Origin of the sequence: Shewanella jiangmenensis (assembly GCF_018596335.1) — a bacterium.
GTDB classification, from domain to species: domain Bacteria; phylum Pseudomonadota; class Gammaproteobacteria; order Enterobacterales; family Shewanellaceae; genus Shewanella; species Shewanella jiangmenensis.
Window position 1 is genome coordinate 194,856 of the sequence record NZ_JAHEPS010000005.1, and the last position, 22,993, is coordinate 217,848.

A 22,993-nucleotide genomic window follows, 5' to 3' on the forward strand; every position below is an offset into this window, starting at 1 on the left:
CAAATGGCTGAAACATCATTGTTATCGAGCCTTGATTGGGACAAACAGGCGGGCTTAATTCCGGCGATTGTGCAGGATCACCTGAGTGGTAAGGTGCTGATGCAGGGTTATATGAATGAAGCCGCGCTCAAGCAAACCCTTGAGACTGGCAAAGTCACCTTTTTCAGCCGCAGTAAGGCGCGGCTGTGGACCAAGGGCGAAAGTTCGGGCAACTTCCTTGAACTTGTCGCGATAAGCAGCGACTGCGACAACGACAGCCTGCTTATCCAGGCGCTGCCCAAGGGCCCAACCTGTCATCGTGGCACAGAATCCTGCTGGGATGATGGCGGCCACAGCTTTTTACACGGCCTAGAGAGCCTGATTGCCGAGCGTAAACAGGCCTGTCGCCAAGGCGAAGGCGGCAACAGTTACACTGCGAGTCTGTTTGAGCGCGGCACCAAGCGCATCGCCCAGAAAGTCGGCGAAGAAGGACTGGAAACCGCATTGGCGGCGGCCACAAACGATAAAAAAGAGTTGGTGGATGAAGCCTCTGATCTGCTGTTTCACCTGATGGTGCTCCTTGAAGATCAGGAACTTAAACTGAGCGACGTGGTGGAAAATCTGTACCAGCGTCACCAGAAGCGGCGCTGACTTCACAATATCCAGCCTTTAAAATAAAAGAGGCGTCTGTATTAACAGGCGCCTCTTTTTTGCCGATATTGATCTCAATTGCCTTTACCCGGAGTTTCCCGGCGCCGCCTGGCGGCGGGCATTTTTATCGCGAAACATATGGGCATCGGCTTCTTTTAACAGCTCATCAAGGGTCTGCGGCTGCTCTGGATTAAAGCGCGCCGTGCCTGTGCTGTAGGCCAACTGATAACCAACCGGATTAAGGTTTTCGCGCCCAAGGCTCAGGTGCAGGCGGCCTAAAATACCCACCGCAGGGCTTTGATTGTGTTCATGGCTCACCAATGCGGCAAACTCATCGCCGCCAATCCGCGCCACCACATCGTATTCACGAAACGCTTCTTTGAGCACAGTGGCAAAACGCCGCAGCGCCTCATTGCCCTCGGGATGCCCGAAGCGGTCATTGATGTCCTTGAAATGATCCAAATCGAAAAAAAACAGGGTGGCGTCACGGGATTCCCGCACGCATTTGGCAAGGGTTTGCCGTGCAAGCATCTCAAAGCCGCGAAGGTTAGAAAGCCCCGTTAACACATCGAGGGTGGCGGTCTGCACTGATTCAAGCTCACTGACCACAAGCTTACCGAGATCTTCAAGGTCTTTGAGGTCATCTGCGCTTAACTGCCGCGGCCTGCGGTCAATCACACACAAGGTGCCAACGCGATAACCACTGCTTAAGGTCAAAGGGTAGCCGGCATAAAAACGGATATTGGGATCACCAACCACCAGCGGATTATCGCAAAAGCGCTCATCGGCGAGCGCATCTTCAACCACGAAAATCTCAGGCTGCATAATGGCATGGCCACAAAAGGAGATGTCCCTGCGGGTCTCGCTGGCAGACAGGCCAAGGCATGACTTGAACCACTGGCGCTCTGCATCAACCAAACTGACCAGACAGATAGGCACATCCAGAAGCCGTCGCGCCAGACGGGTGATCCGGTCAAAGCGCTCTTCAGCTTCTGTGTCGAGGATATTCAGCCCCCGAAGTGCATCCAGCCGTGCCAGTTCATCGACAGGTATGGGTGCAGGAAACATAAACTCTCCCAAATTACAGTTGAAGGAATGCACAGGCATCCCTTCAATCTACTGCAGATTTAATCGTAAATCGACGGCTCTCCGGGCGGACGGGTTTTAAGCAGCTTCAAAAACCACATGTACTGCTCGGGGTAGGCGCTTATCACCTGCTCTACCGCCTTGTTAAGCGCCAGCGCCTCGTTTTCTTTACCCACCATGCTGGCCTCATCCAAAGCTGGCAATACCGTCAAACTGAAGGTGTGGCTCTTATCATCATAGCCTATGGTAACCGGCACGACCCGCGCATTACCGGCGTTGGCAAGCCGGCCGACCACAGGCAAGGTGGCCTTGGTGGTGGCAAACAGCGGCGCAAACACACTTTGCTCGGGCCCTAAATCTTCATCGGGCAGATAGAAGAAGCTGTTGCCCTGGCGCATCTCGCTGATAAGCACCCTAAGGCCCGCCTCGCGCATGTACACATGGCCGCCAAGGCGGCTGCGAATGCGGTTGGAAAACCAGTTAAAGAGCTCGTTGCGGTGAGCCTTGGCCATGGTGACCATCGGCAAATCCAGATTCAGCCTGAGCCCCGCGTAATCTATGCCCCACACGTGCGGCATAACAAAAATCACCGGCTGACCGGCATCCCGCGCGGCCTGCACATGCTCAAAGCCCTGAAGCTTAACCCGGCGGCGCAGGTGTTCGTGGCTGCCAAACAACAGCTCCGCCTGGCCAATCAGGATCATCACAAATTGCGCCACGTTCTCGCGCACAAGTGCCTCAACCTCGGCATCGGTTTTAGCCGGAAAGCAGGCGCGGATATTGGCCTTTGCCACTGCAATTGGTTTTTTGGCTACTATCATCACCAGCGCCGATAAAGCGCGGGCGAACGGATCGCGAACCCAGGCGGGCAAAGCCCCCAGTAGCAGTAAAAAGCCAATGGCAATCCAGGTGCCCCACAGCTTCGGGTGCAACAAGCCCCAATAGAAGCGTCTGTCAAAATAACGCATGAGTGTGCTTAAAACCTCTTTTAACTCACAGCACAAACACAAAAGCCACTCGGATGAGTGGCTTTCGCGGGGTGTATTCCGGTGTTACTTCTCTGAATTGGCCGTTTCTACGCGGCTTTTCAGTTTCTGACCGGGGCGGAATGTCACCACACGACGGGCAGAAATCGGGATGTCTTCACCGGTTTTTGGATTGCGGCCCGGTCTTTGGTTTTTGTCCCGCAGGTCAAAATTACCAAAACCAGACAGCTTGACCTGCTCACCACTTTCGAGGGCGGTTCGTATCTCTTCGAAAAACGCCTCTACCATCTCTTTCGCGACCCGCTTGTTAATGCCAAGCGTTTCAAAAAGATGCTCTGCCATTTCGGCTTTGGTAAGTGCCATACTTTAATCCCTCAACGATGCGTTGAACTCGGACTTGAGGGCTGAAACCACAGTGTCTACCACTTCTGCAATCTCTTTCTCTTCAAGTGTGCGAGTGTTGTCTTGTAACGTCAGTGCAATTGCCAGGCTCTTTTTACCGGGCTCAACACCTTTACCCTGGTATACATCGAACAAGTTTACGCCAACCAACTGATTTCCGCCAACTTTTCTTATAATTTTTATTAATTCGGCTGACGCCACAGCGTCATCAACCACTACAGCGATATCGCGTCGGTTAGCCGGGAACCTAGAGATGGCCTGAGCTTGCGGCAATTTTGCATGCAGAAGCGCATCCAGTTCCAGTTCAAAGACTATGGTTTTACCATTGAGCCCAAAAGGCTTCTCAAGGGTTGGATGAACGGCACCAATATAGCCAATGACTCGATCATTTCTCAGAATTTCAGCACATTGCCCTGGGTGAAGCGCACTGTGGCTGGCTCTTCTAAAGCTAAATTCTGAAGTGGAAACTGTCAAGCCAATAATGGCCTCCAAATCGCCCTTAAGATCGAAGAAATCAACGGTTTTGCTATCCATCGACCAATGTTCGTCGAATTGAGGGCCGGCAATCACGGCGCCGAGCATGGCTTGCTGCCTTACGCCGGATTCTGCATTGGCATCAGGCACAAAGCGCAAACCAGTCTCAAACAGGCGTACACGGCCCTGTTGACGGGCCTGGTTATAGCCAACTGCGTTCAGCAAACCGGTAAACATCGACAAACGCATGGCTGACATTTCGCTGGAAATCGGGTTTGGCAGGACCATGGCTTCCTGACCCGGATGCACCAGCTGCTGCAGCTTGGGATCAACGAAGCTGTAGGTCACCGCTTCCTGAAAACCACGTGCAACCAAGAGGCTACGCACTTTTTTCAGGCTGATGGCGGCTTCATGGTGATCGGACATCTTAAGCGCAGCAATCGGCGCTTTATTGGGAATGTTGTTGTAACCGTAGATGCGGGCGATTTCTTCAATCAGATCTTCTTCGATCGCCATGTCAAAACGGTAAGTTGCCGTGGTCACCTGCCACTCGCCGGCGCTGCCTTCAACGGCAAAACCAAGGCGGGTCAGGATTTCAACTACATCGGCATCGGGAATCACATGCCCGAGGATCTTATCCAGCTTGCTGCGACGCAGTTTGATGACCTTGGCCTTTGGCAGGTGGGCATCGGACTTGGCTTCGCACACAGGGCCGGCGTCGCCGCCGCAGATGTCGAGCACCAGACGGGTGGCTCTGTCCATCACCTTGTGCTGCAGCTCTGGGTCAACGCCACGCTCAAAGCGGTGTGACGAATCAGTATGCAGGCCAAGACGACGGGCTTTGCCCATAATCGCCAGCGGCGCAAAGAAGGCACATTCCAGCAGAATGTCGCGGGTGTCGGCACTCACGCCGGAATACTCGCCGCCAAACACACCGGCAAGCGCCAGCGGCTGTTTGCTGTCGGCAATCACCAGAGTGTCGGCAGGCACTGTGATTTCGCTGCCATCAAGGAGAATCAGCTTCTCATCGCCCTTGCCAAGACGCACCTGAATGTCGCCATCGATTTTTGCCAAATCAAAGGCGTGCATTGGCTGACCAAATTCCACCAGCACAAAGTTGGTGATATCGACAATCGGGTCGATTGAGCGAATGCCGCTGCGGCGCAGCTTTTCTTTCATCCACTCAGGGGTTTGCGCGGCCACATTCACGTTACGGACCACACGGCCAAGGTAGCGTGGGCACGCATCAGCGGCATCAAGCTTGATATTAATGCTGTCGCTGATGCTCGGGCTTACCGCATCCCAGCGTGGCTCAGACACTTCGGCGCGGTTAAGCACGCCCACTTCGCGGGCAAGACCGGCCATGCCGAGACAGTCGGCGCGGTTTGAAGTCAAATCCACGTCGATGACGGCATCGTTCAAATCCAGATATTCACGGATATCGGTGCCGATTGGCGCGTCGGCAGGCAGCTCGATGATGCCGTCGCTTTCAATATCGATACCAAGCTCGCTGAATGAACACAGCATGCCTTCAGAAGGCTGGCCGCGCAGCTTCGCTTTTTTGATTTTAAAGTCGCCGGGCAGCACGGCGCCCACAGTGGCCACAGCCACTTTAAGGCCGAGGCGGCAGTTGGCAGCACCGCAGACGATGTCAAGCAGCGCTTCGCCGCCCACATTGACTTTGGTTACCCGCAGTTTGTCGGCGTCTGGATGCTGAGCGCACTCAACGACTTCGCCAACCACCACACCATTGAACTCGGCGGCAACAGCGTCGATGCCGTCCACTTCCAAACCGGCCATGGTGATCTGATGGCTTAACTGGTCACGGCTGATGGCTGGGTTTACCCATTCACGAAGCCAGGATTCACTGAATTTCATTACGTATTTGCTCCGTTATTTGAATTGCTTGAGGAAACGCAGGTCGTTTTCGAAGAATGCCCGCAGGTCATTCACGCCGTAGCGCAGCATGGTCAGACGCTCAACGCCCATGCCGAAAGCAAAACCGGAGTATTTTTCAGGGTCGATACCGACGCTGCGAAGCACGTTGGGGTGCACCATGCCGCAGCCCAGTACTTCAAGCCATTTGCCGTTCTTACCCATCACATCCACCTCAGCCGACGGCTCAGTGAAGGGGAAGTAAGACGGACGGAAACGCACCTGCAGATCTTCTTCAAAGAAGTTACGCAGGAAGTCATGCAGAATGCCTTTAAGCTCGGCAAAGTTCACATGCTCGTCCACCAGCAGGCCTTCCACCTGATGGAACATCGGCGTGTGAGTCATGTCGTAGTCGTTACGGTACACACGGCCCGGAGAGATGATCCGCAGCGGCGGCTTTTCAGTCTCCATGGTGCGAATTTGCACGCCGGAGGTCTGGGTGCGCAGCATCACCTTGGGATTGAAATAAAAGGTGTCGTGATCGGCACGGGCTGGATGGTGCTCAGAGATGTTCAGCGCATCAAAGTTGTGGAAATCATCTTCGATTTCAGGGCCATGCTTAACGGTAAAGCCAAGTTCACCGAAAAAGGACTCGATCCGCTCAATGGTGCGGGTCACAGGATGCAGACCACCGTTTTCCAGGGTACGCCCCGGCAGGGTCACGTCGATTTGCTCGGCTGCGAGCTTGGATTCCAATTCACGGGCCTTGAACAGTTCCATCTGATCGCCAAGCTTGCTCTGGACCGCTTGTTTGGCATCGTTCACCGCCTGGCCAAACTTTGGCTTTTCTTCGGCGCTCAGGGTGCCCATAAGCTTCATCATGTCGGTGATCCGGCCTTTTTTGCCCAGATAATCGACCCGGATATCATCCAGAACCTTGAGGTCGGTCGCCTGTTCAATGGCGGCCAGAGCCTGTTCCACAATCTCTGTTAATTGCTGCATTTTCTCTTCCAGTGCATTTTTTACCCCCGTTAACCAACCCCGGGGAAGTCACGACATTTAGACCCACTGCCGCGTTAACATGCCAAAACAAATAAAAGGAGCAAATTTTACGGCAGTCGCAGAAATTTGACTAGGCATAATTCGACGCTGGTGTAGAAAATTCCCATATTTTTCGATGGCTTTTATTTCACCACTGCCGTTAATTAGACCATCTGATCGCATTTCCCCTGCCCCGACTGGCGATGATTGTAGCGCGGATGTAAACTTCAGCCAGAGTGTCACCCTGCCGGATTGGCGCTTTACAACACGTTGATTAAAAAGCAATCAAACACAAGCAACGCCCGGCTGCGACAATAAAGTTCGGTCATTCAAGGCCGATAGTTTCAGGGTCAAGCGCAGCCTGCCCGTAGAGGTAATCAATGAAAGAAGTTAAGTTTCGCTGGATAGATCAATATCTTATCCACATGACGCTAAAAACAAAGTTTGCCATTCTCGCCATAGTACCGGTGCTGCTGTTGATAGCCCTGGCCTGGGTGCTGAATATGAGAGCCCAGGAAACCTTACAAAGCAGCCAGCTTGCGCTGCTAAGCCAGCAGGTGCAGCAGGTTAACCAAATGGCGACCTCAGCGCTTGCGGTTATCCCTGAAGCGCAGCAGAGCCAGTTTATTCAAAGTACCAGCTCAGATTACCGGATTATGCCGGCAAGCCAGCTTGATGGTAACGCCTCCCGCCTCGCCCGCAGTGGCGGCGGTATCCACGAACAGAATGGCCGCTTTACCGTGGTAAGCGCCGTTGGTCAGGGCGATTGGGTGACCGTTACCGAAACCTCACAGCAGACCCTTGCCAAATCCGAGCGGGACGACTCCTGGTTTGTCATCGGCGCGGTGGCGCTGGTGCTTGGTGTGATTTTTCTTTTCAGCTACTACATCTCGACCTTCGTTGGCGGCGCCCTGTACACCACAGTGATGGCGCTCAAACGCGCCGCCGATGGCGATTTGACCGGAAGACTTAACTTCTTTCAGGTCAAGGACGAGTTCAGTATTCTTGCCATCAGCATCGACTCTTTGGTCGAGCGCCAGCACAATCTGGTGAAGAACATCAGTGCCGCCACCAGCCAAATCCGCACTGTGGTGGAGTCATTCAGAAGCAACGCCCGCAGCGGCCAGTCGCTTGCAGCTACACAGCGCGCTCATCTCGACTCCCTCGCGACCGCCATGGAAGAAATGACCGCTGCCGTGAGAGAAGTCGCCGGCAACGCCGAGCGTTCATCACAGGAAACTCAGGAAGCCAATCAACAGGTTGCAGCGGGCTCCGCCGATATCGCCGCCACAGTGACCGCCATAGGTACCCTGTCCAATGAGATTGCCCGCGCCTCTGACGCCGTGTCGGTTCTCAATGAAAACGCAAGCCGCATCGATGAGGTGGTGACAACCATCAACGCCATCTCTGAGCAAACCAACCTGCTGGCACTGAACGCCGCCATTGAAGCGGCCCGCGCCGGTGAACAGGGCCGCGGCTTTGCGGTGGTGGCAGATGAAGTGCGTACCCTGGCAGGTCGTACCCAGGCCGCCACGGTTGAAATCAAATCCATGATTGAATCGCTGCAGGCCGGCACCCGTAACCTGACTCAGGTGATGGCGCGAACTGTGGATCAAGCCGATGAAGGCAAACGCCATGTGATTAAAACCGGTGAAGATCTCGACAGCATCGCCCACCACAGCGCCAGAGTGTTCGATATGAGCGTGCTCATCGCAACCTCCGCCGAAGAGCAGTCGGCGGTTGCCAACGAAATTGCCGGCAACCTGATGGAGATCCGTAACCAATCCCACGATGTCGAACAATCGGCAAACCAGTCGGTGTCAGGCTGTGATGAATTGCACGCCACCGCCGAGCAGCTCGACAAACTGTTGGTCGGCCTCAGGATCTGACAGGCAGTTTCTGAGCAATCAGCGCAAACATGAAAAAGCACCTTCGGGTGCTTTTTTATTTAAGCTAATGGCAAATAAGGTATTATCCGGTAAACTGAACAATCTTACCGCCGACTTTCGATTCAGGGTACGCTCAGTCCATGGCTCAATCCGCAGGCAGCATCAGCAAGCAATCCCAGTCAAAATGGCGCCGCAGTCTGCCTTTTCGCGTCGGGCTTTTGCAGGCGCTGGTCGCGGCTGTGCTGCTGTTGGTGTCGCTGTGGATCATTTTCGGGGTTCAGGAGCAGGAGCGGCGTGAGCAGGAGCTAAGCCTTAATCTGTCGCAAGGTCAATTGATGCTGGCCAAGTTGCAGCATATGACGGCACAGCTTAATACCCTCGCCATCGCCATCGCCGACGTTGCCGCCAATCCGCACCATACAGTGGATATTATTGAGCATACTCTGCCAAGCCTCCTGTCTCTACCGCCGCAGCAGGATTTGATTGCCAGCGGCGGCGTCTGGCCCGAGCCCGGGTTTCCCCTTGGCCGTGACGGTAAAGCCCACAGCCTGTTCTGGGTTCGCGACATGCTGGGCGAGCTTAATATCAACGATGGTTATAACGACGAGCGCGGCTATCTTGAAGAGGACTGGTACAAACCTGTGCGGCTGTTTCCCGCCGGGCGGGTGTACTGGTCACCCTCTTATACCGATCCGCACACCCGTGAGTCCATGGTGTCGGCGGCGGCGCCGATTTGGAAAGACCATCAATATCAGGGCACAGCGACTCTCGATGTGAGCCTCACCTCCCTCAATAAATTTACCGTGAATGCCGGTAAAGAGCTGCACGGCTACGCCATGATATTCGATCAGTTCAACCGAATTCTGGCAGCGCCCGCCATATCGCTCACAAGTGACCCAGGCGCCGACGCAGCCGTGGGGCCGGTGGACATAGACACGCTGGTGCAGCAGCACAGTCCGTTTGAAGCCTTAAGCACCCTCCTTAAAAAGGCCGATAATGCATTTATCCTCCACGCACGGGAAAATCCGGTCATCACCCAGGAGCAGTTACTTGCCACCACAGGCGAGGTCTATCCTGCCCATAAAGCCATGTATCAGGCGCTGGTGAACAACAGCGTCCGTGGCGCGCCGCAATCGGCGCAGCTGCTTGGCACAGTGGAGATGACGAGGGATCCTGTGCTTGGTGAAAGCACCCTCGTATCGGTTTATCTGATGCCGGAAACCTTTTGGAAGGTTGTGACTGTTACACCCAAGTTGTCACTCAAGCGTGAAGCGCTGCTGCTTGCCGAGCGCGCCGGGCTTTATTTGTTGCTGGCGCAGAGCCTCGCGCTGCTGCTGATGTACCTTATCCAGAAAGACCAGTTTATCCGCCCCATTGCCCGTATGGTGCGGGCCCTTAAATCCAATAATGCCGCCTATCTTGAACTCGACGCCGCCGGGCGCGAAGATGAAATCGGCATTCTTGCCAAAGCCTTTGTGGCGCGCACCCAGCAGCTGGAAGTCGCTAAGGCAAGTCTTGATGCCTCAAATCTGGCGCTGGAGCAACAATTGGCGGTGCAGGCCGAAGCGCAGCAGGATTTACAAAGCCATCGTGAACATCTGCTGGCGCTGCTCAAGTCCTCCCCCAACCTGATTTACATTAAGGACACCAATGGCCGTTACATTCTGGTGAATGACAAATTCTGCGAAACCATCGGCCTTGACCGACACCGGGTGCTAGGCGCCACCGATCAGCAGCTGTTTTCCTCCGATCTGGCACTCAGCTACAGCGACAGCGACCGGCGGGTGTTGGCACAGGATTCGCCGCTGCAGGTTGAAGACACCCTGCCCACCCGCATGGGCGAGCAGCGTTTTCAATTCACCAAGTTCACCATCCGCGATGAAGATGACAATCTTAAGGGCCTTGGCGCCATTGCCTTCGATATTCAAAACCGTAAACGCCACGATGAGGCGCAGCAGGCCAAACTTCAGTCACTTGAAAACTCGCTTTCAGAGCTGACACAGCTAAAGGTGCGACAGGAGCTGCGGCTGCAGCAGCTTGAGCAGCAATTGGCTGAGCAAAGTGCCAGAGTCACCCTTGATGATGCCAAAGACAGGGCCTGGCAAACCGAGCGGCGCTTACTGCGAAGCTGGCAACGCAGCTGGCTTGATTCCCTGATGCACGAACATGACCGGCTGCTGGCGCTTGCCTGTCAGCGCGGTGAAGATGAGCTTGAGTCTATTCGCGCTGAGCTCATGCAAAGCAGTCACAGGCTTCGCCTTGCGGACAATCTCATCAGTAAACATCGCAGTAATCAGGTTGCACAGCCGCTGTCGCTCCTGCAGGAACTGAAATCCATGCTGGAGCCCGAGCTTTTGCGTCAGGGGATAACTGTTAGTATTGACGGAGATCCAAGGTGCGCAGCCGCGCCGGAGGTGTGGCAACTCACCTTGCTGTTTTTCCAGCTGCTGCGCCAGATTGCAAGCCTTGAGGCCTTTGATACCTCAGCGGCCCATATTGATATTCACGTGGAGAAAACCGACAGCGCCTGCGTGGTGCGCTTTGACAGGCAAGGCGTAAGCACCACCCTGATTGACGATGATATTGGGCCGCTTAATCAATGGCTTAGTGAGCAATGCGGCGCGTCGCTTACCAAGCGGCCAAGCCTTGGCAGTGCGCTTATCCTTGAGTGCACCCTGCCGCTTGCGTCTCAGCGGCTTACATCCACCACATAATTGCCTTTAAGCCAGTTACGGCCAATCAGCAGTTTCTGGCTCATACCGGTTCTATCTTTCAGATTAACCCGGGTTTTGTATTCTTTGCCGCGCTCGCCAATGGTCAAATCCACCAGATAGCGCCCTTCCATGCCCTGAGCCGAGCGCACCAGGCTCACATCCACAATCCGTGCGCTCAGGCGCTGCTTTTTGCCCTTTTCGTTGGCGGTGGTAAAGCTCAGCATTTTGCCGATGTTGGCGCTCATATTGGTGGCATCGCCGCCTTCAACTTCAAGCTCAATCGCATGCAGGCTGCTTTCATCGGCGCCGGTATCGATGCGGGTATCAAACAGCAGTCCCGTTTCCACCACATGAATGGCGGCGCGCTCGCCAATCACCTGCTTTTCGGCCACATCCACCAGATAACGGCCACTGAGCCAGTTACGGCCGAGCAATAACTTGTATTCCATATCGCTGCGGTCGCGCAGGTTAAGCCTTACGGTGCGCGCATCCTTGCCATAATTCAGCGCAAGTTCCACCGTGTAGCGGCTTTCGGCGCCCAAGGCGTTGGAAACCGTGCCGACTTTTACTATCCGGGCTTCGAGGCGCTTACGTTCACCAAGGCGATTTTCAGTGGTAAAGCGCACTTTTTTGCCCACATCATCCTGAATATTTTTGGCCGCGCCGCCTATGACCTCAATATCCAGCGCATGGATGGAGCTGATGGTTGCGCCGCTGTCGATGCGCGCTTTCATGCTAAACCCAGCCGCCGGCAGTTTGATGTCGAGGGTTTCACCCACCACTTCTTTCTGGGCCAGCGTCGGCAGGGACAAACACAAGAGCAACAGCACAATCACAGCACGCAACATGAGGCAAATCCTGAAATCAAAACGTTCAGCGCAGGGCTTAAAAACCAGGCGCAGGGTCAAAACCAGGCCGCGGCTGCGGCTGGCTGCAACACCTTAACGGATTTTACCGATGAATGCCACGCAGGAAGGCTCAGCGCCCGTCTGAGAGCCAGGCCCTTGCGTTTGCATCATCCTTGGAGGAAAAAACACGCACAGGACAAGGCATCAGCAGCGCAATAAAATCGCCAATGCGGGAGAAGTGACTCTTGTCAGTAATGATAGCGACCCGCTGAAAGTCGCTGAGATGAAAAAGACCAATCAAAAAATCCTGCCACAGGGCGGACAGGCGCATACCACGGCACTCGGGATCTATCTCGTACCACAGCCGTACCGAGGCGTGATCTTTAAGCCGAAGCTCGAGCTCAGGCAGCAACACGTCGGAAAAATCTTCTGGCACAATCAGCCCTGACGCCTTCACGGCCAGGGTGTCATGCTCAAACCCGGTCTGTACACTTATCATGGCCCCTCCGATAAATAAGAGGCCACGGGGCAAGCCATCAGGCGATATGCTTGACGATTTCCTGATCAAACAAGTTTTTGATTAATCCCGAAAAGTCAGCAATAAAATGGGTTTGCTCCGGCGTGGCCTTTTTCTTGCCCACATGGGCGAGGATTTCTTCCAAGTCGTAAACGATGGCATCGACTTCGCGGATGATCATGTTGCGCTGCGCAAAACTTAGTTCGGGATTCTGGCCACAGACCATGATTATCTGAGCAGACAACTGCTCTTCAAAAAGCTCCATCACTGTCTCATCAGACAGGCCTCTACCTTCGGGAGCTTCAAATATCCCAAGGTTTTCAGTCAGGTACTGTATGAGATGTGTGTAACCGTCTTTATCTGTGACCATGTCAAATCCCGTAATGCATGTCTTTGCGGGCAACACACCCGACAAAAAGAGTATGGAACAAAAACCGGGCTTCGTCCTTAAAGCAAACAGATCCTTTTACTTTTCAAGCACCAAATTGAACGACACCGGCACCGCTTTGCTGATGGCAGACAAACCGGCCACTTCGCGCAGTTTTTCAATGCCATCGGTCAGGCCAAAACTGGAGGCATTGATGATAACCATGCCCACACTGCTCACCATCAGGCGGTTATCGGCAAGGCGGGCGACGGCCACGTCTATATTAACCTTGTCGGTTTTGCCATGCAGAGTGATTTCTGCCTGGGTTTCAAGCTGCATCACACTCCCGACGGCAAGCGCACTGACTTTGGCGGCATCAACCTGAGCACTGAGAGCCAAAGACGGAAACTGCTCGACGTTGAACAGCATGGTCTTCATCCGCTCGTCACGGATTTCGATGCCACTGTCGATGGAGGCAAGCGGAATAGTCAGGTAAAATTTGCCGTCATCGGCAAAGCTGCCTGACACCTGCTTAAAGCGGTGCACCTCGGCAACATCCCCCTTTTTTACTGAAACAAAACTGACGTTGGAATTGTCGCTGTTAACGCTCCAGTTCGCGGCAGCGCAAAAGGACAGAGAAAGTAAAGCGGCAGTAATCAATGAAGTTTTAATCATCACTGTATTCCTTGTGTTGGTCGGCGGTCAAAGCGCCTATCTTGGGCCTCAAATGCCAATATTAGCAAGACTTTATCTAATGCCAAGCTGATATTGGCCAATCCTTGAGCATAGCGTACGGATTAAGGTGCCAGCCGGTCAATTTCCCAGCCGCCGGAGTCATCGCTGCGGGTATAAATAAACCTGTCATGGAGGCGATGCTCACCACCCTGCCAGAACTCAATACTGGAAGGCTTTACCAGATAGCCGCCCCAAAATGACGGCAGTGGTACTTCGCCATTGGCAAACTTTTGCTTCATTTCCATAAATTTGGCTTCAAGCACCTGGCGCGCGCTCAACTTGGACGACTGGGCCGATACCCAGGCCGCAATTTGGCTGTCTTTGGGGCGGGTCGCAAAATACTTGATAACATCGGCGGTGGAAAGCGGCTCGGCGATGCCGGTTACCGCAACCTGCCGCTCGAGGGGATGCCAGGGAAACAACAAACTGATGTGGGCATTGTGCTTAAGCTGCGTCGCCTTACGGCTGCCAAGGTTGGTAAAAAACACAAAACCCTGCTCATCAAAACGCTTAAGAAGCACAATCCGTTGATAAGGCTGGCCGGTTTCATCCACAGTCGCCACGCACATGGCGGTCGGATCGGAAAGCTGCGCCTCTTTCGCCTGCTCCATCCAGCGCTCAAACAAGGCCATTGGAGACTCTGGCAAGTCGTGTCGACGTAAACCGCCCTTGGTGTATTCGCGGCGGATATCACTGAGATCTGTCATGGTTCATCCTGTTACTGCGTGTTCCTTGATTGACGCATTCTAGCCGCTCATCCGTCAACAAAAAAGCCAGCATTCAGGCAGACTTGAGTAATTTACCGGTACTGATGAAATAAGAAGCGCCACGCCGCATTTGACCCAGCAGCAGAAGGCATTGCGCAGCCGATAACCGCCGCTGACATCAAAGCTCTTTCTTACAGTAAAAAGTGCGCCGCACGCGCCTTACATGGGCTCAGGCATAAGCTCTTCATGGCAAAGCTGCTGATAGTGACAGAAGGACACCCGATAGCCCGGTGTGAGGTTAAGCTCACAGCTGCCAAGGCACAGGTGCGCCGGGTAATGCTCGGTGTGGGACGCTGAATTAAAGCCAATTTCATCCCAACTGCCCGGGTTTAGAATCGAGAGTAACTTTGAAAACAGCAGCCGATGCTCGCCCCGTGCAGGCAGGTTGGTTTCAAAGCTTACGTAGGAGCTATTTTCCTGCGGCGTGATATGGATAGTCATGTAGTAATCATCGCAAAGCCCGTTTATCGAGTAACCAAAAGGGCTAAAGAGATGATCGTCAAACTCAAAACCCGGCAGCAGTGTATCGAGCCTGAGCAGCGCACGAACTGTCGCCGCGCTTTGCGTGGATGAGCGCAGATACTCAGCCGCATCACCGCGGATGTGGTACATCAGCAGCTCACGGGTTTCATCCATTGGCGACGCTAAAAACGGCTTGCTGCTGGTGTAAAGGTAATGATGGTGCGAATCAAGATGGCCAATCCGGAATGCATCGCCTGCCAGCCTTTCGCGAATGGCCTTCAGATCCTCAGCAAAGGTGCTTTGCTGCAGGTGGGACAGGTATTCGTTTTTGCGCTGATAACTGACAAAAGCGATGTTTTGCTCGCCAAACGCGTCGATAAGATAACAGGCCGCGTCGGCAAGCCTTGTGTTGCCGCAGGTCAGCATCAGGGCGCGGTTGTTCCACACAAACAGACTGGATTCACTCAGGAGGTAGGCGTCGCAATAGCCATTACTGAGAGTAGAGAGGATGTCGGCATTGGCCCGCCGGACCACAGTTTGCCAAAATTCACGCCCCAGCTGTCGCAGTGAGCCTTTTTCGCCGTTCTTGCCCTTTTTGGCATTGTCGCCGGACTGGCCAAACTGGGCTGACTCTGCAAACTGGCCGGACTGTAAAAACCGGGGCGTGACTATCAGTTCTAACTTTTTTTCTGAACCTTCAAAAAACATCTTTTGCCTGAGGGCCGGGAGAGGAAAATCCCCGACTCCCGGCCGCTGTGCTCCTTGCTGGCGCGCATGAAGCGCTACAGGTTAAAAGTCTTCGAGGTAGGTGTAACCCTTAAGACCGGCCTGCAGCTCTTCAAGCAGCATGGCGCGTTCATCTTCTGCGATGTGGCTGTTTACCAGTTCCTCGTAGGTACGCATAAAGTCAACCGCATCGAGGTTTACATAGCGCAGCACGTCGGCCACAGTGTCACCGGCCAGCACAGACTCGATGTTGGTCTCGCCGTTGTCATCGATACGCACCACAGCTGAGTTGGTGTCACCGAAAAGGTTATGCAGGTCACCGAGGATTTCCTGATAGGCGCCCACCAGGAAGAAGCCAATCAGGTATGGATCGGCAGCAGACCAGGCCGGTACCGGCAGTGTGGTTTCGATGCCCTGCCCGTCCACGTACTGATCGACAATACCGTCAGAGTCACAGGTGATATCGAGCATCACGGCGCGGCGCTCCGGCACCTTATCCAGGCCAGACAGCGGCAACACAGGGAATACCTGATCGATACCCCAGGCATCCGGCAGCGACTGGAACAGTGAGAAGTTGACAAAGAACTTGTCGGCCAGCTTCTCGTTCAGTTCATCGATGATCGGGCGCTGATAACGGTTACGGGCATTCATCAGCCCCTGCAGCTCGTGACATACGGCGAGGTTACACTGCTCGGCCCAGGCACGGTCTTCAAGGCTTAACTGACCCAGCGCGAACAGCGACTGAGCTTCGGCCAAATCCGACTGAGTGTCGTGGAAAATTTCAATCAGGGCGCGCTGATCCAGACGCGAGCTGATTTCGTTCCAGCTTTGCCACATGTTGTGCAACAGCTGCGGCGATTCTTCGGTCGGTGCCGGAATGTCTTCCGGACTGTAGGCCTCAGTGCCAATCACGTCGGTGATAAGCACAGCGTGGTGGGCAGTGAGGTAACGGCCAGACTCGGAGATGATCCGCGGCATTGGCTGCTCGTTCTGGTTACACACGTCGGTCAGCACAGACACGATGTTGTTGGCGTATTCCGCCAGCGCATAGTTCATCGAGTTGTTTGACTGGCTGCGGGTACCGTCATAGTCAACCGCCAGACCGCCGCCCACGTCGAAGTTATCGACCTTGGCACCGAGCTTACGCAGTTCACAGTAGAAGCGCGCAGCTTCACCCACGCCGTGGCGGATGTCACGGATGTTGGCGATTTGCGAGCCCAGGTGGAAGTGCAAAAGCTGCAGCGAATCGAGCATGTTTTCCTGTTTCAGGTGGTCAACCACCTTCAGGATTTGCGCAGCTGACAGACCGAACTTGGACTTCTCGCCGCCGCTTGCCTGCCACTTGCCCTTGCCCTGGAACGCCAGACGCGCACGCAGACCCAGACGTGGCTTAACGCCAAGCTTACGGGACTCTTCAAGCACCATCTGCAGCTCAGACATTTTCTCGAGCACAATGTACACGCTGTGGCCGAGCTTCTCACCGATGAGCGCGAGACGAATATATTCTTTGTCCTTGTAACCGTTACACACGATCACTGAACTGGCCTTTTGCGCCATGGCGAGTACCGCCATCAGCTCAGGCTTACTGCCGGCCTCAAGGCCAAGCTGAGGCACGGTTTTGCTGACCTGGCTTGCGAGGATTTCCTCAACCACAGTCTGCTGCTGGTTCACCTTAATGGGGTAAACCAACAGGTAATCCGCTTCGTAGCTGTACTTCTGAATGGCCTGGTTGAACATCTGGCACAGGTGATCTACGCGGTAGTGCAGGATCTGCGGAAAACGCACCAGCACCGGCAGATTGACCCCGGCTTTGACCATGTCTTTGGCCAAGGTATTCAAACCAATCTTGTAAGATGGGTTACGGGGATCGGGACATACGGTCACTTCACCTTCGTCACTGATGCCATAAAAGCCCTGGCTCCAGTGGGCTACGTTGTACCCGGCGCGGGCGTCGTCAATTGACCATTCATTCATCTCAATTGTGCCTATAAAAAGAGAGATATTAAGCGCTCTCGGTCATGGCAGACCGGATCGCCTGTTCGACGTAGTGTGGCAAGGCAAAGCTTGCCTGATGCAAAGCCGGCGTGTAGTAACGGGTACTGATCCCAGCCTCGTTGAAACGCGCCTCGAGGGTTGCAAGTGACAGCCTGCGCACCTCGATGTCATCGGTGGCCCACGCAAACGCCATGCTGCCGCCGATGTAAGTGGGAACGGCTGCGGTAAAAAACCAGCATTCCCGGGTGTAACTGCTCATGCGCCGTACCGTGTCCTGCAGCGATTCAAGCTGCATAAAAGGTACGCCATTCTGAGCAACAAAAATGCCATCCTGTGTCAGGCAACGTTTGCAGCCAGCGTAAAAATCCGAGCTGAACAGCACTTCGCCAGGCCCGACCGGATCGGTACAGTCTGAAATAATCACATCAAACTGCTCGCTGCAATTTGCGATAAACGCCATGCCATCGGCAATCACCAGCTCAACTCGCGGGTCATCAAAGGCGCCGGCGCTGTGATTGGGAAACCAGGTTTGGCACAGCGATACCACCTGCGGGTCGATTTCCACCATCACAATACGCTCAAGGGCGCGATGTTTAACCACTTCGCGCAGCATAGCGCCATCACCGCCACCGATGATCAGCACCTTTTTGGCGCTTGCATGGGCAAGCAGCGGCACATGGGTCAGCATTTCGTGATAGACAAACTCATCCCGCTCTGTGGTTTGAATGGCGCCATTCAGTGCCATCACCCGCCCAAAGCGGCGATTTTCAAAAATCGACAGCGTCCAGCTGTCGGTTTGCTGCTCATAGAGCATCTTGTCTATCTCGAAATATTGACCGTAGCCTGGGTGCAATGTTTCAAAATATAGCGTTTTATCCTGCATTTATCCGGGTTCCGCTCAGGTCGGTGTCAAATGTGGGGAAAGCTGTCTGCCAGCGCCGAGGGCACAGGACAAACATTACCGAAGCGCTGCAAAAGCATGGGCGCAAAATCAGATGAGCAGCGGACTGTTGGCCTCTTCACGGCCGGAATTGATGCGAATGAGGGTGAGGTGTTTTACGCCAGAGTCAACATTGACCAGGGACTGGGCCAGGCAGGATGCCAGTTTAAGGCAGTGTGCTGTAAGCAAATGAGAATACATTAGCCAAACCCTCTTAACCAAACGACCGGTATGCACCCGGACTTCCGAGGTTACATACAGACAAGTCGCCGTTAACGACCCATGAAAACACCTTCATAACGACATGACCTGAAAACAGGCGAAAATGCTTTCGGTACCAGCCCGAAAACGGCGCAATTAAACCTTGCTAACCACAAGAATGCAAGCAGGAATTTTCATTTTTCCGCCCCTTCAAGAATATGCTACAAACACCTGTAAGCTGCGGGTTGTAAAAGCAATTTTTCTTATTATTTTTTAATACCTTGATTGTTAGCGGCGCGTGAGGGTGTTCAATATTTTTTAATACTTGTAACCATCGATTTGCGGAAACAAAAACAGTTCAAGACCTGCTTGGGTGCATGGGATATAATTGTCGGCGTTTACAGTCTTTTTATTGTTTGGGTAATCCATGATCCAGTTAGGAAAAACCTGCCGCCTTGCGGTGGTCAAGCAAGTCAGTTTTGGTGTCTATCTCAATGCCGGCGATTACGGTCAGGTGCTGCTGCCCAATAAATTCGTGCCGGCGGGCACCGAGGTTGGCCAGGAGCTCACGGTGTTTTTGTATCTGGACTCGGAAGATACCCCTATCGCAACCACCCAGAAACCCCTTGCCGAAGTGGGCGAATTCGCAAGCCTTAAAGTCGTGTCGATCAGCGGCGTTGGCGCCTTCCTCGACTGGGGCCTCGACAAAGATTTGCTGCTGCCCTTTGCCGAGCAAAAACGCCCGGCCGAAGAAGGCAAATATCAGCTGGTGTATGTGCACATCAACCGCGCCGATGAGCGCATTGTCGCATCCGGTAAGCTTGACAAGTTTTTGGATAAAACCCCCGCGCGCTACCGTCAGGGCGATGAAGTGTCACTGGTCATAGGTGGCCGCACCGAGCTTGGCTACAAGGCAATCGTCAACAACAGCCATTGGGGCCTTATTCACCACAGCGACGTGTTTAAACCGCTGCGTACCGGCCTAAAACTTAAGGGCTTTATCAAGCAGTTGCGCCACGATGGCAAAATTGACCTGGTACTGAATAAAGGCACCAAGGATGAACTCGATGCCCATGCCATTCACATCCTCAAAAAGCTGAATGCCGCAGGCGGTTTTTTGCCCCTGTGTGACAAAACCGATGCGGACGTGATTTACGCTGAGCTTGGCATGAGTAAAAAAGCCTTTAAAAAGAGCATCGGCGGCCTGTTCAAGCAGGGCAAACTGCGCATTGAAGACGATGGCCTCTATTTAAGCTGAGGTTTAACTCATCCCGACATCAAGCGGTGGCTCTGCCACCGCTTTTTTTACGTCCTTTTACAATCCATCAGCACAGAGCCGTGATGGCGCTATAGGCTTATCCGGCACTCTTTGATATAAGAGATTATGGATTTTAAAGGAGTTTTTCATGCAGCTTACCGCTATAGAAGCCAGGATCATCGGCTGTCTTCTGGAAAAAGAAGTCACCACCCCGGATCAATACCCTCTGTCACTCAACGCCCTCACCCTCGCCTGCAACCAAAAAACCAGCCGTGAGCCGGTGATGGAGCTATCGGAAACCGAGGTGCAGGCAGGCATAGATGATTTGGCCAAAAAGCGCCTTATCTCCGATCAATCCGGCTTTGGCAGCCGGGTGGTTAAATATCGCCATCGCTTCTGCAACACCGAGTTTTCGGATTTTCAGTTTTCCAAAGCCGAGGTTGCCATCGTCAGCCTGCTGCTGCTTCGCGGTCCACAAACCGCAGGCGAGCTAAGAAGCCGCGCCGGACGGCAATACGAGTTCAGCGACATCAGCGAAGTGGAAAAATGCTTAGCCAAGCTGGCCGAGCGTGATAAACCTCTGGTAACCCAGCTTGCCCGCGAACCCGGCAAGCGCGAAAGCCGCTTTGCGCTGCTGATTGTGGATGGCGCAGCGCAGCTTCAATCGGGCAATTCAGGTGCCCATGCTTCAGGCAGCAACGCAGATTTCAATGCTGACAATGGCTCAGATAACAGCAAAATCGCCGAACTTGAGCACAGAATCGCCGAACTTGAGCAAAAGCTTGCCAGATTCCAACTGCGCTTCGACGATGCCTTTGGTCCGCAGCTTGACGCTGAGCAGTAATAGCCACCAAGGGAGCTGTCGATGAACAGTCAAACAATCACACAAGGCGCGCCGCAGGCACTGCATCACACCTGGCTTATCGCCCGTCAGGAAGTGATCAAGGGCTTTTTTAACCGCCGCGGTATTATCGCCCTGCTCGCCTTTGTGCTGGTGTGGGGGCTTATTCTGTTTTACCCGATTAAGCAGGCGGCAAGTTACCTTGCCGATCCGGCTATTCGCGAGGGCCTTGCCAGTCTCTCGGCGGTGGCTAGCCCGCGCAAACTGCTCAGCTGGGAAATTCCGGAGCTGGCACTTTTCTGGGTGATTAGCCTTTACTGGTTTCCACTGTTTGCAATTTTAAGCAGCGCCGATCAGTTTGCCACAGACAAAAGCCGCAAGACGTTTCGTTTTTTGGTTCAGCGCACCGGACGCGAGCCGCTGTTTTTCGGACGAGTGCTCGGCCAGATGCTGCTGCAATCGAGCTACATTCTGGTGGCCGGCGCGGCGACCTTGTTGCTTATTTTGTTTCGGGACCCGGCTTTGATCCCGGCGGCTCTGCGGGACTGCGTGTTGGTGCTTCTGAATCTCTTTATCGTCATCACGCCTTATATCGCGCTGATGGCGGTGCTGTCGCTTTACGCCAGCAGCGCACGCCAGGCAACTATGCTTGCTGTGCTTGTCTGGTGTGTTATCAGCATAGTGTCGGCCCTGCTTGGCTACTATCAACCCACGCTGCCATCGCTCGATTGGTTACTGCCGGGCAGTCAGATTGACCTTCTGGTCGATAACACCCCCAGCGGCGCCCTGATCCATGCCCCGCTGCCGGTGGTGCAATCAGCGGTGTTGCTGCTGGCAGGCTTGTTTTATATGAAGAGGATAGCGCTGTGAATCTGATTGAAACAGACAAGCTGACCAAGCGTTACGGCAGTAAACTCGCGCTCGATGGGGTGTCTCTTGAGCTTAAACCCGGCCGCCCCGTGGCCCTTGTAGGCCCGAACGGTGCCGGTAAAACCACCCTGATGAGCCTGCTGTGCGGTTATATCCGCCAAGACTCCGGGGAAATGCGCATTCTTGGCCATACGCCCGGGCATGCAGCGCTCCTTGGCAAGGTCTCCGCCCTGCCCCAGGATGCGCTGCTTGACCCCAACTTTACTGTAATTGAGCAGCTTGGCTTTTTTGCCCGCCTGCAGGGATTTGGCCCGAAAGATGCGCAGCATGAAGCACTCAGGGTACTTGAGCTGGTCGACTTAAAAGACAGTGCCAAATCCAAACCCGGCGCCCTGAGTCACGGTATGGCCAAACGGGTTGCCATTGCCCAGTCCCTTATCGGCACACCAAAACTGGTGCTGCTTGATGAGCCAACAGCGGGGCTCGACCCGGCAAACGCCCGCGCAATACGCGACCTCATTGCCAGCACGAGTGGTGACACCACCTTTATGATCTCCTCCCATAACCTGGAGGAGCTCGAGCGGCTATGCGACACAGTGCTGTACCTGGATAAGGGCAAACTCAGTCAGTCACTGTCGTTAAGCAGTCTTGATGCCAAACGCAGTGTCGCAGAAGCCCACCTTACCTTGAGCCTGCACAGCGAAGCCCGGGCAGACTTGCAGCCACGGCTGTCGTCATTGCCGGGCGTCACCCACGTAAAAGCTCAGGCCAGCGGGCGGGAATTTATTCTCTCCTACGCGCCAAAGCCCACGGGCCATGACACCTATGAGCTGGAGCTTGCGCTTTTTCGACTCCTGGCGCAGGAAGGGATCAGCTACCGTCAGGTTCTTAACGGTAAGAGCCTTGAAGATAAGCTCTTCTCCTGAAACCCCCATCAAAGCACCCTTCTGGGTGCTTTTTTATTGGCGTGCGGCGCTATCAATTCGTTTTTTTATGGAATATTTATGACCTAGCTAGCTGGCGACTGAAAAGATAGCCTGCCAGTGAAAAGATTGGCCTTAGCGTTGCCGCAGCTTTTGCCTCAGTAGACAAAATGGCACAGAAGCAGGGATAAATAGGTATCATCGACTGGATGAGGGAGGGTTACCACAAAGGAATGAAAGGCTTCAGCGCCGACCCCTAATAGCGCGATAGAGGAATGATACAGTGGAAGTTAAGTCGATGAACATCCGCGCCGCCGCGTCAGCCGCCACATCCGCCCCATCCGCCCCATCACATCAACAGAAAGGCTTAAAGCAATACAGCTTTAAGCAAAACAGCGTTAAGCAACACAAAGAACACAAACAAAAAAGCCGCGGCAAATGCCACG

Annotated in this window: 20 protein-coding genes; 7 read left to right on the forward strand and 13 right to left on the reverse strand. The window is 54.1% G+C overall.

Going from position 1 to position 22,993, the window contains the following annotated elements; all coding sequences use genetic code 11:
* Window positions 1-3 precede the first annotated feature (3 nt).
* Entirely contained in the window at window positions 4-630 is a 627-nt protein-coding gene (gene hisIE, locus KJI95_RS13835) for a bifunctional phosphoribosyl-AMP cyclohydrolase/phosphoribosyl-ATP diphosphatase HisIE (RefSeq protein ID WP_214507790.1), read from the forward strand.
* 84 nt (window positions 631-714) lie between these two features.
* Here hisIE and KJI95_RS13840 read toward each other — a convergent pair whose 3' ends face one another.
* The 5 genes from KJI95_RS13840 to pheS form a co-directional block, all read right to left on the reverse strand.
* A complete protein-coding gene (locus tag KJI95_RS13840; protein ID WP_214507791.1) occupies window positions 715-1,698 on the reverse strand; it encodes a GGDEF domain-containing protein in 984 nt (327 codons plus the stop codon).
* A 59-nt stretch (window positions 1,699-1,757) separates the two neighbouring features.
* Complete coding sequence (gene lpxM, locus KJI95_RS13845; protein ID WP_214507792.1) at window positions 1,758-2,684, reverse strand: lauroyl-Kdo(2)-lipid IV(A) myristoyltransferase; 927 nt, start codon at window positions 2,682-2,684, stop codon at window positions 1,758-1,760.
* Between the two features lie 84 nt (window positions 2,685-2,768).
* On the reverse strand, window positions 2,769-3,065 hold the full coding sequence (ihfA, locus tag KJI95_RS13850; RefSeq protein ID WP_126167093.1) for an integration host factor subunit alpha: 297 nt from the start codon (window positions 3,063-3,065) through the stop codon (window positions 2,769-2,771).
* Between the two features lie 3 nt (window positions 3,066-3,068).
* On the reverse strand, window positions 3,069-5,456 hold the full coding sequence (gene pheT, locus KJI95_RS13855; protein WP_214507793.1) for a phenylalanine--tRNA ligase subunit beta: 2,388 nt from the start codon (window positions 5,454-5,456) through the stop codon (window positions 3,069-3,071).
* A gap of 15 nt (window positions 5,457-5,471) precedes the next feature.
* Window positions 5,472-6,455, reverse strand: coding sequence for a phenylalanine--tRNA ligase subunit alpha (pheS, locus tag KJI95_RS13860; protein WP_214507794.1), 984 nt, complete (start codon window positions 6,453-6,455; stop codon window positions 5,472-5,474).
* Window positions 6,456-6,874: 419 nt separating this feature from the next.
* Between pheS and KJI95_RS13865 the strand changes: the two genes are divergently transcribed.
* Together KJI95_RS13865 and KJI95_RS13870 are read left to right on the forward strand one after the other, a co-directional pair.
* Entirely contained in the window at window positions 6,875-8,383 is a 1,509-nt protein-coding gene (locus KJI95_RS13865) for a methyl-accepting chemotaxis protein (protein WP_214507795.1), read from the forward strand.
* Between the two features lie 140 nt (window positions 8,384-8,523).
* Window positions 8,524-11,097 (forward strand): PAS domain-containing protein, encoded by a 2,574-nt coding sequence (locus KJI95_RS13870; RefSeq protein WP_214507796.1) that lies wholly within the window; start codon window positions 8,524-8,526, stop codon window positions 11,095-11,097.
* On the opposite strand, the gene KJI95_RS13875 is transcribed toward KJI95_RS13870, so the two are convergent.
* From KJI95_RS13875 to speE, 8 genes are all read right to left on the reverse strand, one after another.
* The gene (locus KJI95_RS13875) at window positions 11,073-11,945 is read right to left on the reverse strand and encodes a putative ATP-dependent zinc protease (RefSeq protein ID WP_214507797.1); all 873 of its coding nucleotides are present in this window, start codon (window positions 11,943-11,945) and stop codon (window positions 11,073-11,075) included. The two genes, KJI95_RS13870 and KJI95_RS13875, sit on opposite strands and share 25 nt — an antisense overlap.
* A 130-nt stretch (window positions 11,946-12,075) precedes the next feature.
* Window positions 12,076-12,444, reverse strand: a complete 369-nt coding sequence (locus KJI95_RS13880; protein WP_214507798.1) for a SpoIIAA family protein — start codon at window positions 12,442-12,444, stop codon at window positions 12,076-12,078.
* A 37-nt stretch (window positions 12,445-12,481) separates the two neighbouring features.
* Window positions 12,482-12,832 carry a DUF3802 family protein gene (locus tag KJI95_RS13885; protein WP_214507799.1) on the reverse strand — a complete coding sequence of 117 codons (351 nt, stop codon included), beginning with the start codon at window positions 12,830-12,832 and terminating at the stop codon, window positions 12,482-12,484.
* Between the two features lie 96 nt (window positions 12,833-12,928).
* Window positions 12,929-13,504, reverse strand: a complete 576-nt coding sequence (locus tag KJI95_RS13890; protein WP_214507800.1) for a YceI family protein — start codon at window positions 13,502-13,504, stop codon at window positions 12,929-12,931.
* A gap of 122 nt (window positions 13,505-13,626) precedes the next feature.
* Window positions 13,627-14,271, reverse strand: coding sequence for a pyridoxamine 5'-phosphate oxidase (gene pdxH, locus KJI95_RS13895; protein WP_214507801.1), 645 nt, complete (start codon window positions 14,269-14,271; stop codon window positions 13,627-13,629).
* Window positions 14,272-14,490: 219 nt separating this feature from the next.
* A complete protein-coding gene (locus KJI95_RS13900) occupies window positions 14,491-15,501 on the reverse strand; it encodes an adenosylmethionine decarboxylase (RefSeq protein WP_214507802.1) in 1,011 nt (336 codons plus the stop codon).
* 81 nt (window positions 15,502-15,582) lie between these two features.
* Window positions 15,583-17,493 (reverse strand): biosynthetic arginine decarboxylase, encoded by a 1,911-nt coding sequence (speA, locus tag KJI95_RS13905; protein WP_214507803.1) that lies wholly within the window; start codon window positions 17,491-17,493, stop codon window positions 15,583-15,585.
* A 28-nt stretch (window positions 17,494-17,521) separates the two neighbouring features.
* Window positions 17,522-18,397 carry a polyamine aminopropyltransferase gene (gene speE / locus KJI95_RS13910; RefSeq protein WP_214507804.1) on the reverse strand — a complete coding sequence of 292 codons (876 nt, stop codon included), beginning with the start codon at window positions 18,395-18,397 and terminating at the stop codon, window positions 17,522-17,524.
* 685 nt (window positions 18,398-19,082) lie between these two features.
* Between speE and KJI95_RS13915 the strand changes: the two genes are divergently transcribed.
* From KJI95_RS13915 to KJI95_RS13930, 4 genes are all read left to right on the forward strand, one after another.
* Window positions 19,083-19,913: a CvfB family protein gene (locus KJI95_RS13915; protein ID WP_214507805.1), complete on the forward strand. Its 831-nt coding sequence runs from the start codon at window positions 19,083-19,085 to the stop codon at window positions 19,911-19,913.
* A 148-nt stretch (window positions 19,914-20,061) separates the two neighbouring features.
* Window positions 20,062-20,757 carry a YceH family protein gene (locus KJI95_RS13920; protein ID WP_214507806.1) on the forward strand — a complete coding sequence of 232 codons (696 nt, stop codon included), beginning with the start codon at window positions 20,062-20,064 and terminating at the stop codon, window positions 20,755-20,757.
* Between the two features lie 21 nt (window positions 20,758-20,778).
* Complete coding sequence (locus tag KJI95_RS13925) at window positions 20,779-21,624, forward strand: ABC transporter permease subunit (RefSeq protein ID WP_214507807.1); 846 nt, start codon at window positions 20,779-20,781, stop codon at window positions 21,622-21,624.
* The gene (locus tag KJI95_RS13930) at window positions 21,621-22,550 is read left to right on the forward strand and encodes an ABC transporter ATP-binding protein (RefSeq protein ID WP_214507808.1); all 930 of its coding nucleotides are present in this window, start codon (window positions 21,621-21,623) and stop codon (window positions 22,548-22,550) included. The genes KJI95_RS13925 and KJI95_RS13930 overlap by 4 nt, the downstream gene beginning before the upstream one ends.
* Window positions 22,551-22,993 lie beyond the last annotated feature (443 nt).

Excerpts from the sequence above, each read along its gene's own strand:
- hisIE (WP_214507790.1), top strand. The coding sequence starts at position 4 with ATGGCTGAAACATCATTGTTATCGAGCCTTGATTGGGACAAACAGGCG.
- KJI95_RS13840 (WP_214507791.1), bottom strand. The coding sequence starts at position 1,698 with ATGTTTCCTGCACCCATACCTGTCGATGAACTGGCACGGCTGGATGCA.
- lpxM (WP_214507792.1), bottom strand. The coding sequence starts at position 2,684 with ATGCGTTATTTTGACAGACGCTTCTATTGGGGCTTGTTGCACCCGAAG.
- ihfA (WP_126167093.1), bottom strand. The coding sequence starts at position 3,065 with ATGGCACTTACCAAAGCCGAAATGGCAGAGCATCTTTTTGAAACGCTT.
- pheT (WP_214507793.1), bottom strand. The coding sequence starts at position 5,456 with ATGAAATTCAGTGAATCCTGGCTTCGTGAATGGGTAAACCCAGCCATC.
- pheS (WP_214507794.1), bottom strand. The coding sequence starts at position 6,455 with ATGCAGCAATTAACAGAGATTGTGGAACAGGCTCTGGCCGCCATTGAA.
- KJI95_RS13865 (WP_214507795.1), top strand. The coding sequence starts at position 6,875 with ATGAAAGAAGTTAAGTTTCGCTGGATAGATCAATATCTTATCCACATG.
- KJI95_RS13870 (WP_214507796.1), top strand. The coding sequence starts at position 8,524 with ATGGCTCAATCCGCAGGCAGCATCAGCAAGCAATCCCAGTCAAAATGG.
- KJI95_RS13875 (WP_214507797.1), bottom strand. The coding sequence starts at position 11,945 with ATGTTGCGTGCTGTGATTGTGCTGTTGCTCTTGTGTTTGTCCCTGCCG.
- KJI95_RS13880 (WP_214507798.1), bottom strand. The coding sequence starts at position 12,444 with ATGATAAGTGTACAGACCGGGTTTGAGCATGACACCCTGGCCGTGAAG.
- KJI95_RS13885 (WP_214507799.1), bottom strand. The coding sequence starts at position 12,832 with ATGGTCACAGATAAAGACGGTTACACACATCTCATACAGTACCTGACT.
- KJI95_RS13890 (WP_214507800.1), bottom strand. The coding sequence starts at position 13,504 with ATGATTAAAACTTCATTGATTACTGCCGCTTTACTTTCTCTGTCCTTT.
- pdxH (WP_214507801.1), bottom strand. The coding sequence starts at position 14,271 with ATGACAGATCTCAGTGATATCCGCCGCGAATACACCAAGGGCGGTTTA.
- KJI95_RS13900 (WP_214507802.1), bottom strand. The coding sequence starts at position 15,501 with ATGTTTTTTGAAGGTTCAGAAAAAAAGTTAGAACTGATAGTCACGCCC.
- speA (WP_214507803.1), bottom strand. The coding sequence starts at position 17,493 with ATGAATGAATGGTCAATTGACGACGCCCGCGCCGGGTACAACGTAGCC.
- speE (WP_214507804.1), bottom strand. The coding sequence starts at position 18,397 with ATGCAGGATAAAACGCTATATTTTGAAACATTGCACCCAGGCTACGGT.
- KJI95_RS13915 (WP_214507805.1), top strand. The coding sequence starts at position 19,083 with ATGATCCAGTTAGGAAAAACCTGCCGCCTTGCGGTGGTCAAGCAAGTC.
- KJI95_RS13920 (WP_214507806.1), top strand. The coding sequence starts at position 20,062 with ATGCAGCTTACCGCTATAGAAGCCAGGATCATCGGCTGTCTTCTGGAA.
- KJI95_RS13925 (WP_214507807.1), top strand. The coding sequence starts at position 20,779 with ATGAACAGTCAAACAATCACACAAGGCGCGCCGCAGGCACTGCATCAC.